The sequence below is a fragment of the Pseudotabrizicola algicola genome (genome assembly GCF_010915705.1).
In the GTDB taxonomy this organism is placed as follows: domain Bacteria; phylum Pseudomonadota; class Alphaproteobacteria; order Rhodobacterales; family Rhodobacteraceae; genus Pseudotabrizicola; species Pseudotabrizicola algicola.
In genome coordinates this window covers 207,226-219,438 of the sequence record NZ_JAAIKE010000001.1, presented here as the reverse complement: position 1 = coordinate 219,438, position 12,213 = coordinate 207,226, and the positions used below count along the sequence as shown (strand labels likewise).

Annotated in this window: 10 protein-coding genes and 2 tRNA genes; 5 read left to right on the top strand and 7 right to left on the bottom strand. The window is 60.6% G+C overall.

The genetic code is table 11. From position 1 onward, the window contains the following. Window positions 1-61 precede the first annotated feature (61 nt). From G3572_RS01045 to tgt, 6 genes are all read right to left on the bottom strand, one after another. A tRNA-Val gene (locus G3572_RS01045) sits at window positions 62-137 on the bottom strand. 146 nt (window positions 138-283) lie between these two features. Next, a tRNA-Val gene (locus G3572_RS01040) sits at window positions 284-358 on the bottom strand. A 13-nt stretch (window positions 359-371) separates the two neighbouring features. Continuing rightward, window positions 372-776, bottom strand: a complete 405-nt coding sequence (locus G3572_RS01035; RefSeq protein ID WP_164608832.1) for an HU family DNA-binding protein — start codon at window positions 774-776, stop codon at window positions 372-374. A 178-nt stretch (window positions 777-954) separates the two neighbouring features. Then, a complete protein-coding gene (gene lon, locus G3572_RS01030; RefSeq protein ID WP_164608831.1) occupies window positions 955-3,363 on the bottom strand; it encodes an endopeptidase La in 2,409 nt (802 codons plus the stop codon). 224 nt (window positions 3,364-3,587) lie between these two features. Next, the gene (locus tag G3572_RS01025) at window positions 3,588-4,178 is read right to left on the bottom strand and encodes a hypothetical protein (RefSeq protein WP_164608830.1); all 591 of its coding nucleotides are present in this window, start codon (window positions 4,176-4,178) and stop codon (window positions 3,588-3,590) included. Between the two features lie 246 nt (window positions 4,179-4,424). Further along, window positions 4,425-5,555 carry a tRNA guanosine(34) transglycosylase Tgt gene (gene tgt, locus G3572_RS01020; RefSeq protein ID WP_164608829.1) on the bottom strand — a complete coding sequence of 377 codons (1,131 nt, stop codon included), beginning with the start codon at window positions 5,553-5,555 and terminating at the stop codon, window positions 4,425-4,427. A gap of 186 nt (window positions 5,556-5,741) precedes the next feature. Here tgt and G3572_RS01015 point away from each other — a divergent pair, with 186 nt between their 5' ends. Both G3572_RS01015 and G3572_RS01010 read left to right on the top strand, forming a co-directional pair. Then, entirely contained in the window at window positions 5,742-6,314 is a 573-nt protein-coding gene (locus tag G3572_RS01015; RefSeq protein ID WP_164608828.1) for a PDC sensor domain-containing protein, read from the top strand. Between the two features lie 50 nt (window positions 6,315-6,364). Continuing rightward, window positions 6,365-8,989 carry a methyl-accepting chemotaxis protein gene (locus G3572_RS01010; RefSeq protein ID WP_164608827.1) on the top strand — a complete coding sequence of 875 codons (2,625 nt, stop codon included), beginning with the start codon at window positions 6,365-6,367 and terminating at the stop codon, window positions 8,987-8,989. An 89-nt stretch (window positions 8,990-9,078) separates the two neighbouring features. On the opposite strand, the gene efp is transcribed toward G3572_RS01010, so the two are convergent. Continuing rightward, a complete protein-coding gene (gene efp, locus G3572_RS01005; protein WP_100198035.1) occupies window positions 9,079-9,645 on the bottom strand; it encodes an elongation factor P in 567 nt (188 codons plus the stop codon). Window positions 9,646-9,784: 139 nt separating this feature from the next. On the opposite strand from efp, the gene epmA reads away from it, so the two are divergent. The 3 genes from epmA (at window position 9,785) to G3572_RS00990 (ending at window position 12,206) form a co-directional block, all read left to right on the top strand. After that, window positions 9,785-10,825 (top strand): EF-P lysine aminoacylase EpmA, encoded by a 1,041-nt coding sequence (gene epmA, locus G3572_RS01000; protein ID WP_164608826.1) that lies wholly within the window; start codon window positions 9,785-9,787, stop codon window positions 10,823-10,825. Between the two features lie 120 nt (window positions 10,826-10,945). Beyond that, on the top strand, window positions 10,946-11,626 hold the full coding sequence (locus tag G3572_RS00995) for an SOS response-associated peptidase (RefSeq protein ID WP_164608825.1): 681 nt from the start codon (window positions 10,946-10,948) through the stop codon (window positions 11,624-11,626). Continuing rightward, window positions 11,610-12,206: an ImuA family protein gene (locus G3572_RS00990; protein WP_164608824.1), complete on the top strand. Its 597-nt coding sequence runs from the start codon at window positions 11,610-11,612 to the stop codon at window positions 12,204-12,206. The genes G3572_RS00995 and G3572_RS00990 overlap by 17 nt, the downstream gene beginning before the upstream one ends. Window positions 12,207-12,213: the final 7 nt, after the last annotated feature.

Below are 12,213 nucleotides of genomic sequence, written 5' to 3'. Positions count from 1 at the left end.
CAGCAAAGACCGCCGACGCAGCATAGGCATCGGCGCACAAGACATTGATTCGGCGTATTTATGGTGGGTGATGAGAGACTCGAACTCCCGACATCTTCGGTGTAAACGAAGCGCTCTACCAACTGAGCTAATCACCCGATGGCGCATCGTGTAACGCCTTAGCGAGGGGCTTTCAAGCCCGCATCGCGCCCCGCAACCCGCTTCTTTTCACTGGTCCTGCCCTGCTGCGCCAAAGCAAAAATACGACCCTTTTCAGGGCCGTCTTTGCGCCGAAGCGGAATGATGGTGGGCGATAACGGATTTGAACCGCTGACATCTTCGATGTGAACGAAGCGCTCTACCGCTGAGCTAATCGCCCGATGGCCTGTCTCTTAGACGGCTTCTTCAGCGTCTGCAAGAGCCTCTTTGGGCTGTTTCGGTTTTGGAGTGCCACTTCCGCGCACTTTCAACGTCATCATCGAACGGCCTTCGCGATCCACCGATTTTGCAACGCGGACCTTGCCGACGCCGGGCAGATTAAGCTCTTCACCCTTGGCAAGCGCATCGCCCAAGGCGGCCAGTGTCGCCTCGACGATATCTTTCACGCCCTTTTTCTTGGCCCCCGTCGTTTCCACCACACGGTCCACCAGCTGACGCAGCTTCAGCGACCCTGCGCGCGCCGTGCCGGCTGCTGCGGATGCGGGTTCATCGCCTTCGGCTGCAGTCTCAGCCACGACCTTGGGCTTGGGGGCCGGAATGCCCTTGGGACCAGGTTTTGATGTGGGCTTGCTGGACATTGACAACTCCATTGTGTCGGGGACGCGAATACGCTTTCGATAGATTAATCACGAAATCGCGATAATGCCACCGAGATTTGCAGATTGTATACTTAGGAAAATCAACTCTCTGGCGGGGAAATCTCCATGAAAAAAGCGCCCTGCATGGGGCGCTTTCCGTCGTTATTGTGCGGCGCAATCAATGCGCGGTTGGCACCTGCGGATTGACATCCGCCGCACGGCGCGCCGCTGCTGCAGCTTCTTCCGCCGCCTCGTCCCATTCGACAGGCTCGGGCTGACGGACCAAGGCAGCAGCCAGAACCTCGCGGACATGGTTGACGGGAATGATGGTCAGACCTTCCTTCACGTTGTCCGGAATCTCCGCCAGATCCTTCTCGTTCTCCTTGGGGATCAGCACCGTCTTGATGCCGCCTCGCAGGGCCGCCAGCAGCTTTTCTTTCAACCCGCCAATGGGCATCGCATTGCCGCGCAGACTGACCTCGCCAGTCATGGCGATGTCGCGGCGCACAGGAATACCTGTGAGGACCGAGACGATAGAGGTGACCATCGCAAGGCCAGCGGATGGCCCGTCCTTGGGCGTTGCCCCGTCCGGAACGTGAACGTGAATGTCCATCGTTTCAAACTTGGGCGGTTTCACCCCGATCTGGGGGCTGATCGAGCGGACGTAAGAGGCAGCCGCATCGATCGATTCCTTCATCACATCGCCCAGTTTCCCGGTCGTCTTCATCCGCCCCTTGCCGGGCAGTTTCAGCGCTTCGATGTGCAGCAGATCGCCGCCGACCGACGTCCATGCCAAACCGGTAACGACGCCCACCTGATCTTCGAGCTCGGCAAGCCCGTAGCGATGGCGCTGAACACCAAGATATTCCTCAACCTTGGCCTCATCCACCGAGACGGACTTTGCCTTGCCCTTGAGGATCTCTGTCACCGCCTTGCGCGCCAGTTTTGCGATCTCGCGCTCGAGATTCCGCACCCCGGCTTCGCGCGTGTAATAGCGGATCACGTGGGTCAGGGCGGCGTCATCAACCGAAAACTCCGTCTTTTTCAGACCGTTGGCCGCGATCTGCTTGGGCAGCAGGTGCCCTCGCGCGATCTCGCGCTTTTCATCCTCGGTGTAGCCGGCAAGCGGGATGATCTCCATCCGGTCCAGCAGCGGTCCCGGCATGTTGTAGCTGTTGGCCGTGGTGATGAACATCACGTTCGACAGGTCATACTCGACCTCGAGATAGTGATCGACGAAGGTCGAGTTCTGTTCGGGGTCCAGCACCTCGAGCAAGGCGGAAGCCGGATCACCGCGGAAGTCTTGACCCATCTTGTCAATCTCATCCAGCAAGATCAGCGGATTGCTGGTCTTGGCCTTCTTGAGGCTTTGGATGATCTTGCCCGGCATCGAGCCGATATAGGTGCGCCGGTGGCCGCGGATTTCGGATTCGTCGCGCACCCCGCCCAGCGAGATGCGGATGAACTCCCGCCCCGTGGCCTTGGCGACCGAGCGGCCCAGCGAGGTTTTACCCACGCCCGGAGGTCCGACAAGGCACAGGATCGGCCCCTTCAGCTTGGTGGATCGCGCCTGCACCGCCAGATATTCGACGATGCGTTCCTTGACCTTTTCCAGCCCGTAGTGATCGGCGTCCAGCACCTTTTGCGCAGCGCCAAGGTCTTTCTTGACGCGCGATTTCACTTCCCAGGGAACACCCAAGAGCCAGTCAAGGTAGTTGCGCACCACCGTTGCCTCCGCGCTCATCGGGCTCATGGATTTGAGCTTCTTGACCTCGGCATCGGCCTTTTCGCGGGCCTCTTTCGACAGTTTGGTGGCGGCGATCCGCGCCTCGAGTTCGGCGATCTCGTTCTGGCCGTCCTCGCCGTCGCCCAGTTCGCGCTGGATCGCCTTCATCTGTTCGTTGAGGTAATACTCCCGCTGGGTCTTTTCCATCTGCGTCTTGACGCGGGACTTGATCTTCTTTTCGACCTGCAGAACGCTCATCTCGCCCTGCATGTGGCCGTAGACCTTTTCCAGCCGTTCGGACACGTCCAGCGTTTCAAGAAGGGCCTGCTTTTGCGCGACTTCCACGCCAAGGTGGCCCGACACCAGATCGGCAAGCCGTGCGGGTTCGCGCGTTTCCGAAACAGCGGCAAGCGCCTCTTCGGGGATGTTCTTCTTGATCTTGGCGTAGCGTTCGAATTCATCCGCCACCGCGCGCAGCATCGCCTCGACCGCAGAGGCATCGCCGGGCGTTTCGGTCAACGGCATCACTTTTGCTTCAAAGAAGCCAGGATTTTCGACGAACTCCGTGATTTTGACACGGGTCTTGCCTTCGACCAGCACTTTTACGGTACCGTCGGGCAGTTTAAGCAGTTGCAGCACATTGGCCAGAACGCCAACGCGGTAGATGCCATCGGTGGCAGGATCGTCTACGGTGGGGTCAATCTGGCTGGAGAGCAGGATTTGCTTGTCATCCTGCATGACTTCTTCCAACGCCCGAACCGACTTTTCCCGACCGACGAACAACGGAACGATCATGTGTGGAAACACCACGATGTCGCGCAGCGGCAGAACCGGGTAGCTGTTGGGAAATTGCTCGCTCATTTCGAGTATCCTTATCACGGCAGGAAGGTCACGGCCCCGATCATCGGCAGCATCCCGACCTTCCCCTCTTCGGCCCCTCTATCTGGGGGGTCGATGATGGGCTGTCAACCGGGGCAACCTTGTGGGAAGGCCGAGCCATCCAATTGTCACCATTCTGCGCCTTGCGCGGGGTGACAGCAAGTCACAATGCGGCTCGGATTTTTCCTCAATCCGGCCTGTTCCGTTCAGCCCTTGTTAAAGCCGGACAGAGGGTTGGATGCCCCCACATCGGCGGCTGCCGCGCCATCACCGATATCGTTGATGGCGGCCGCAATCTGGCCCACACAGGTGGGGCAGACAGTATAGCTTACCAATCCGGGGTGCCGCCGGCCGGGCTCGGTCGGATCCTCCCATGCCTTGCCGGGCAGATAGACCTGCCCGCACATCGAACACTTCAGATTCAGCGACGCCGGATCGAAGAACCACGGATCCATCGGCGGGTCCAGATGCACGGCATCGCGCAGTTCATGCACCATGATGGCGCGATCTTCCTTCATCGGCTTGATGGTCAGACGGATGCGCCGCAGTTCATGCGGTGCATCACAGCGATAATCCATCCGCAGTGTTCCCTTGGTCTCGATCACCGCCTGCACCATTTGCGCCACAGTGTCCGCCGTCGTAATGTCGGTGATGTAATCGCTCAGCCGTTTGGAAAGTACGTCGTTGGCCAGAATCGCGCTGCCACCATTGGCGAGCGCAAAGTCATCCCAGTCTCCGCCAACCCAGAGGATGCGGAGCGACGAGTCGACCACACAAAAACAATGTAGGAATTTCAAACTTCTTGTCCGTCCATGCAGGGCGCTGCACGGGTAGCTTATCAGCGCGCTGCAAAAAATGCGCGCGAAAGTTTACATTCTGGCCATTTTTCCGGCTGATCATGCGTCAATCCTTTGGAATCCGGCATATTTTTTCATGACCAGAGAGAAAAACATCCAGCAATTCCCGCGAAAAAGCCCACCCTGCGCGTCAACCATACGTTGTGATCTTTGCAGCGTTGCCGGAAAATGCAGGAAGCTGACACCTTAGATCGGTTCGATATCCCCGGCTTGGCGCTGGGCGTGGAAGTTGGCAACGAAGGCTGCAAGTTGCCCCGAACCGATGGCATCACGCAGCCCCTGCATGAGTTCCTGATAGTAATGCAGGTTGTGCCAGGTCAGCAGCATGCCGGAAATCATCTCTTGTGCCTTGAACACATGATGCAGATAGGCGCGGCTATAGCCGCGGCAGGCAGGACAGGTGCAATCTTCGTCCAGCGGGCGCGGGTCGTCCTGATGCCGCGCGTTCTTGATGTTGACCTGCCCGCGCCGCGTCCATGCCTGCCCGGTCCGCCCCGAACGCGAGGGCAGCACGCAATCCATCATGTCGATCCCGCGTTCGACCGCGCCGACGATGTCATCGGGTTTGCCGACCCCCATCAGATAGCGCGGCTTGTCCTGCGGAAGAAAACCCGGTGCGTAATCGAGAACCCCGAACATCGCCTCTTGCCCCTCGCCCACGGCAAGGCCGCCCACCGCATAGCCGTCAAAGCCGATTTCTGTCAGGGCCTTGGCCGACTCTTCGCGCAGATCTCGGGTCACCCCCCCCTGCATGATGCCGAACAGGGCATGGCCCGGACGATCGCCGAACGCATCGCGAGAGCGCTGCGCCCAGCGCATCGACAGCGCCATCGACCTTGCCACCTCGGCCTCGGTGGCAGGCAATGCGGGACATTCATCAAAGCACATCACGATATCCGAGCCGAGCAGCTTTTGAATTTCCATGCTGCGCTCGGGGCTGAGCATGTGCTTGGACCCGTCGATATGACTGGAAAAGCGCACGCCCTCTTCCGTCAGCTTGCGCAAGGACGCCAGACTCATCACCTGAAATCCGCCGGAATCGGTCAGGATGGGCCGCTCCCAGTTCATGAACCGGTGCAAGCCACCCAGACGCGCGATGCGTTCGGCCGTCGGGCGCAGCATCAGGTGATAGGTGTTTCCCAGAAGAATATCGGCCCCGGTTTCCCTGACCGAGCCGGGAAGCATCGCCTTTACCGTCGCCGCCGTGCCGACCGGCATGAAGGCCGGGGTGCGGATCTCGCCACGCGGCGTGCGGATCACTCCCTTGCGGGCTGAACCATCGGTTGCCTCCACGCTGAAGCCGAACATTTGCGCCATTTCCCGACCCTTTTTCTGCATCAGCGGTCGCAATACCCGATCCAGCCGCGAATCCAAGAGCCGGATGCGGCCTGGATAAATTGCGAGAAGTTTAAGCATGCCTTGGTCGTTAAGGGGTCAGCAAGCCCCGTGGCGTTAACTGCTCCGGTCACCCTCCGTTCCGGGTCTTTCGAAAGGGAAACCATCATGCGTCAACTTGCTGCCTTGCTGCTTTGTGCCAGCACCCTGCCCGCCCATGCCACCGATGCGGGTAACCCCGCCGCCAAGGCCCGCACCTATGCGCTAGAGGCGATGGCAAGCTGGGCGGCCGACCCCGTCCTCATTGCCGCAGTGCGGGACCAGAACCTGCGCCACGACGGCTTGTCCCAAACCGACATCGATGCGCTGGACATGACGTGGAGGGCGGAACTGGGCAAGTCGGTGCATCCGGTCGTCGACAGCGTCGTGCAAACGGTCCCCTCCGATCTGTTGCGCGCCGCCGTCGAAGCCTCGACGGGCTTGATGACGGAAGTGTTTGTCATGGATGCCCTTGGCCTCAATGTCGCCGCTTCTGCGGCAACCTCCGACTACTGGCAGGGCGATGAGGCAAAGTTCACCGAAACCTTTCCGAAAGGCGCCGAGGCCATTCATGTCAGCGACGTCGAGTTCGATGAAAGCACCCAGATGTATCAGATTCAGGTGTCTTTCTCCCTGACCGACCCGGCCGATGGCGCGGTGATTGGCGCCGTCACCGTCGCGCTGAACGCAGAAAACCTCTGACACCCGCACCGCCGCCTTCTGCGCGGCTGTAGAACCCGAGGATTGTCTCGATGCCCTTGACCCTGCCCGCTCGCGCAACCTTTCGCCTGCGCTCGATCTTTCTGAAGGCCACGGCCATCACTGCCCTGACTGTGGCGATCGTTGCCGCAGCCATGACCTATCACAACACCACGTCCAACAGCGAGATCCTGCATGCGGAACTGACGTATACCGCAGCAACCATCACCAATATGACAGGCCACGCCAGCGGCGGTGCGATCCGGTTCAACAAGCCCGAGGCTGCCCAACTGATCGAGCAGAACCTGTTCGATATGGTCGGTGATGAACTGGCCGAAATCGTCATGTTGCGACTGGATGGCAGCGTCTTTTCACGCGCGACAAATGGTGTGCAGACGGGCGATGACGCATCGCTGCAGCTTGGCAGGATGCTGCTGCAAGACGTGACGACATGGGCAGCACAAAACCGGGCGCCGTCGCACGAGGAAGAGCTGATGATCGACGCCTCTGGCCTGATCGTCGCCCATCCGATCTATGCCGGCGGCGCCAATGACATCGTGGGTGTGATCGTGACCCGGTGGAGCGATCATGTGATCGTGAACGAGTTGAGCCAGACATCGCGCACCAATCTGCTGATGGGCATGGCCATTTTTGCCGGAATGCTGCTGATCGCGGCTTTTCTGTTTCGCATGTTCATCTCTGCGCCGCTGCGCAATCTGAATGCCGCAGTGGGTCAGGTTGCCGCCGGGGATTACACGGTTGACGTGCCCGGTCAGTCCGCTGGCGACGAGATCGGTGATATCGCCCGCGCGCTTGAGCGCTTCCGCTCTGACCTTGCCGCCTCGGTGGAAACCACGCGCGTCGGCATGTTCAAAGGATCGGGGTTCGAAGGGGCCTCTGCTGCCTTGGTGATCACCGACCCCGAATTTCGTATCCTGTTTGCAAACCCGGCCGCCGAAACGTTGCTGGCCACACATTTCGCCATTGCACCGGGAAGTACAGGACAGATGGTCGGTCGACCGGTTCTTGGCCTTGATCCTGCGCTTGCCGGATTGGCCCATTTGAAAGGCACCCTCCGCTCGCAGACCATTGGCTTTACGCGGGGCCGCGACATGGTGGAGGTGGCGACTGCCCCAATTCAGGCCGCCGATGGCTCGCTTACAGGTTACGTGCTGGAATGGCGCATCACGACCCAGATCCGCCGCAATGCCGCCGTGCTTTCCGCCATTGATGCGGGTCAGTTGCGCGCCGAAGTGTCGAAATCGGGTGTGATCGACTCCGCGAATGATCGTTTTGCGTCCCTTCTTGCTGTGCCTCCCGGCGCGGTGGCTGGGTGGGACTTCCGCACGCTACTGGCCTTCGACGACCCTGCTGCCGGCGATCTGTGGTCAGCGGTCAAGATGGGCGAGACGGTTGTCGGACTACTGCGGCTGACACTGCCAAACGGACACGCGTTGCTGGAGGCGCGGCTCACGCCTATAAAAGACGACAATGATGTGGTGCAGTCCTATCTGCTGCTGGCTTCGGATGTCACCCGGCAAAAGATGGCGGAGCGTGACGCCGAAGAGGCGCGCCGTGAGATGGAGGCGGCGCAGACCAAGGTGGTTGACGCGCTGCGGGCAGCACTGGCGAAACTGTCGACCGGGGATTTGACAGCCACGTTGCATGACCAGTTTGACAGCCGCTACGAAGGTCTGCGCACCGACTTCAATGACGCGACCGATCGCCTGCGCGCCGCCATGGCCGACGTCGTTGAAAGCTCGGCTGCAATCCGGGGTGAGGTGGGCGACATCAGCAGCGCCGCAGAAAACCTGAGCCGCCGTACCGAGCAGCAAGCGGCAACGCTGGAGCAAACTTCTGCCGCGCTGGATCAGATGACCACCTCGGTCAAGTCCACCGCCGAAGTGGCAAATCACGCCAATACCAAGGTCGAGGAGGCCAAGCAGAATGCCGAGACCTCGGGCCGCGTGGTGCGTGAGGCCGTGTCCGCGATGGGAGAGATCGAGCAAAGCTCGTCCAAGATTTCGCGCATTACCTCTGTGATCGATGAAATCGCCTTTCAGACGAACCTGCTGGCCCTCAATGCCGGGGTGGAAGCAGCCCGCGCCGGGGAAGCCGGACGTGGTTTTGCTGTCGTCGCCTCGGAAGTGCGCGATCTTGCCCAGCGCTCGTCGGAAGCCGCGCGCGAAATCGCTGGTCTGATCACCGCGTCCTCCGATCAGGTCAAGCGCGGCGTCAGTCTGGTGGCAGAGGCTGGACGCAGCCTGACGGGAATTCAGTCGGCGGTGGGTGAAATTCACAGCCTGGTGTCCGACATCGCCGGCTCGGCACGCGAGCAGTCCAACGGCATCGCCGAGTTGAACACTGCCGTAAAGCATCTGGATCAGGTGACGCAGCAAAATGCCGCCATGTTTGAAGAAACCTCTGCCGCGTCGCAGTCCCTGAACAGGGCGGCGTCAACCCTGACCGACACCACCCAGCGCTTCACATTGCACGCCACCGAACCTGCCGAGCGCAACCCGCGCCGAGGTCTGAGCCGCACGGCGCAATCCTGGGGACCGCCCAAGGCAGAGGCGAAAGCGGCCCCGGTCGCCTTTCATTCCTCCCGCAAGTCTGGCGCCCCCCGCGCGGCCTTTGCCGCCCAGACCAAGCCGAGTGACGACTGGGAGGATTTCTAGCCACAATAAAAAAAATCCCGGCCCTTGAGGCCGGGATTTCTTGTCAGATGATCCGTCGCGGCAGGAAGGCCTGAAACAGCCTGCGCCGTTCAGTCCTTGGCGCGGCCCACGTAGGAATAATCCTCGGTGTTGATTTCGATACGCGTTCCTGCGCCGATATGTGGCGGCACCATGACCCGCAGGCCATTTGAACAGATCGCAGGCTTGTAGGAGGACGATGCGGTCTGCCCTTTCACCACCGGCTCTGTCTCGCTGATCTCGACAATCACGCGCTGCGGAAGTTCGATCGCAATTGCCACACCTTCGAACGTGCGCAGATAAACCTTGATCCCGTCGGTCAGGAATACCTTGTCATCGCCGATCACATCCGGAGAAACCGCAATCTGCTCATAGGTATTGGGCTCCATGAAGTGGAAACCTTCGCCGTCTTCATAAAGGAAATCATATTCACGCTCATCCACCGTGGCCTTTTCGACCATTTCGGTCGTGCGCCAGCGCTCGGACACCTTCACACCGTCCGAAATGCGGCGCATGTCGACGCTGGTCGTGGGCGTGCCCTTGCCGGGGTGAAAATTCTCAGCCTTCAGAACGGCATAAAGCTTGCCATCCATTTCAACAACATTGCCCTTGCGCAGCGAGGATGCGATGACTTTCACGGTCAGGTTTTCCTTGTGGTTTGTGAGGCCGAAGGATAGCCCCGGCACCGATTGACAGCGCGCCTATCGCATCTGAATGGAAATTTCAACGCAGAGGACGCAAAAAGACGCGCAGCAAAAGGACGGGAGATATCTGAGCATGCCGGACAACCATATCTGGTGGAGTCCCCCCCATCACGCCGACCGCCGTCCGGTGCTTCTGGCGCGCAACCGAATTCAGGCCGCGCTGCGGGCCTATCTGGCAGGCGAGGATTTTGTGGAGGTGGACCCGGCCTGCCTGCAGATCAGCCCCGGCAATGAGACGCATCTGCACGCCTTTGGCACGCAGGCGATCGGCAATGACGGCGAGGCGCGCCGTATGTATCTGCACACCAGCCCCGAATTTGCGATGAAGAAACTGCTGGCGGCGGGAGAGACGCGCATTCATGCCTTTGCCCATGTGTGGCGCAACCGCGAACGTGGCGCCTTGCACAGCCCCGAATTCACCATGCTGGAATGGTATCGCGTGGGACAGGATTACACGAGCCTGATGGCGGATTGTATCGGCTTTCTGCAGCGCGCGGCACAAGTGACGGGAACCAGCCTGCTGCGGTTTCGCAACGCGACATGCGATCCGATGGCCGCGCCCGAGCGGCTGTCGGTTGCCGAAGCGATGCGGCGCCATGCCGGTGTGGACCTGCTCTCGACGCTGACAGCGCAAGGCGCGGCGGATCGCGATGCGCTGGCACGTCAGGCCGAGGGCGCAGGGGTGCGCGTGGCCGAGGGGGACACATGGTCGGATGTGTTCAGCCGCCTGCTGGCCGAGCGGGTGGAGCCGCATCTGGGCCACGGTCGCCCCACCCTGCTGGACCGGTATCCGGTGGTCGAGGCGGCACTGGCCCGCCCCTGCCCCGATGATCCGCGCGAGGCGGAGCGGTTCGAGCTTTATGCCTGCGGAGTGGAACTCGCGAACGGTTTTGGCGAATTGACCGATCCGGCAGAGCAGCGCCGTCGATTCCAGTCCGAGATGGAAGAGAAGGCGCGTCTTTACGGCGAGCGCTATCCACTGGACGAAGACTTCCTGTCTGCCCTTGCCCATATGCCCGAAGCCAGCGGCTGTGCCATGGGTTTTGACCGGCTGGTGATGCTGGCAACAGGGGTTTCGCGCATTGACGGGGTGCTGTGGACTCCGGTTGCCTGAAGCCGGAGCCTTCCAGACCGATGCATCCCCGAAGGATCACAAACAGGTGGGGAGCAACTGACAGCTGGACAAGTTCCCTGAATGTTCGCACCCTTGAGGTCCCGATTCCGGACCTTTGTCATGTGCAACCTATACTCTCAGACCAAAAGCCAGGACGCGATGCGCCATCTGTTCGATCCCGTCGTTCAGGTCGGCGAGAATGTGGCAGACCTGACCGGCAACCTGCCGCCGCTGCCCGCGATCTGGCCGGATTATCCGGCTCCGATCTTGCGGCATGGGGCAGAAGGCGGCTGGCAATTGTCGATGGCCCGCTGGGGCATGCCAACACCGCCGCAGTTTCTGGCCGGCAAACGCACAGACCCGGGCGTGACCAATATCCGCAATCTTGCCTCACCGCACTGGCGGCGCTGGCTGGGGGTGGGCCATCGCTGTCTTGTGCCGTTTACCCGCTTTGCCGAACCTGACAGCCGACCCGGCCCCGGCAAAGGCAAACCGGTTTGGTTTGCACTGGGTCAGGAAGAGCCGTTGGGGTTCTTTGCCGGCATCCGCACCGATTGGACATCGGTGCGCAAGCTCAAAGAAGGCGAGGTGACGGTGGATGCCTTCGGTTTTCTCACCTGCGCCCCCAACCGCGAGGTGGAGCGGGTGCACCCAAAGGCCATGCCGGTCATTCTGGTACGCCCCGAAGAATGGCGCATCTGGATGACCGCGCCGATAGAGCAGGCCCTGGAATTGCAACGCCCCTTGCCGGATGGCGAGTTGGATATCGTGATAGAGGAAGCAGATGACCATTCTGCGTGACCTTGCCCACCGCCAAGCCCCCGCCGACCCATTTGCCTTGACCAAGGCCCGCGTGCATGAGGCTGAAGGTTTGGGGCGGCGGGCCTTTGCGCTGTTTCAGACCTTGCGCCACACTGGCACCGTAATTTGGATACTGCCCGCGCATGAACCGCAGCGGCCCATGCTGCGCGGTTTGCCCGACGGTCTGTCTGAACGCTTGCTTCTGATTACCCCCAAGAGCGAGACGGATCTTTTGTGGTGTGTTGAGGAGTCCTTGCGTGCTGCTCCGGTCGGGTTGGTCATCGCCGAGCCCCAGCAGGTCTTGTCGCTGACCGCAGGTCGTCGTTTGCAATTGGCCGCCGAGGCAGGACAAACCACCGGACTGATGCTTATCCGCGCCGGTCAGGGCAGCTCTGCCACCGAAACCCGGTGGCACTGCACGCCCAAGGCTGCGACAAATGCTGACTCGACTTTGCATTGCTGGAACCTTAATAAGAACAAAAAAGGAACAGCAGGAAGTTGGGTGTTGAACTGGCATGGTGCGTCGGCTGCTTTCGATATGGTTTCAGAGACTGGCGAGCGATGCGAGTCTGCGGATTAAGCCGATT

What these genes read in the sequence shown, in the direction of transcription:
- G3572_RS01035 (WP_164608832.1), bottom strand. Translation starts at nt 776, where the DNA reads ATGTCCAGCAAGCCCACATCAAAACCTGGTCCCAAGGGCATTCCGGCC.
- lon (WP_164608831.1), bottom strand. Translation starts at nt 3,363, where the DNA reads ATGAGCGAGCAATTTCCCAACAGCTACCCGGTTCTGCCGCTGCGCGAC.
- tgt (WP_164608829.1), bottom strand. Translation starts at nt 5,555, where the DNA reads ATGGCGCAAATGTTCGGCTTCAGCGTGGAGGCAACCGATGGTTCAGCC.
- G3572_RS01015 (WP_164608828.1), top strand. Translation starts at nt 5,742, where the DNA reads ATGCGTCAACTTGCTGCCTTGCTGCTTTGTGCCAGCACCCTGCCCGCC.
- G3572_RS01010 (WP_164608827.1), top strand. Translation starts at nt 6,365, where the DNA reads ATGCCCTTGACCCTGCCCGCTCGCGCAACCTTTCGCCTGCGCTCGATC.
- epmA (WP_164608826.1), top strand. Translation starts at nt 9,785, where the DNA reads ATGCCGGACAACCATATCTGGTGGAGTCCCCCCCATCACGCCGACCGC.
- G3572_RS00995 (WP_164608825.1), top strand. Translation starts at nt 10,946, where the DNA reads ATGTGCAACCTATACTCTCAGACCAAAAGCCAGGACGCGATGCGCCAT.
- G3572_RS00990 (WP_164608824.1), top strand. Translation starts at nt 11,610, where the DNA reads ATGACCATTCTGCGTGACCTTGCCCACCGCCAAGCCCCCGCCGACCCA.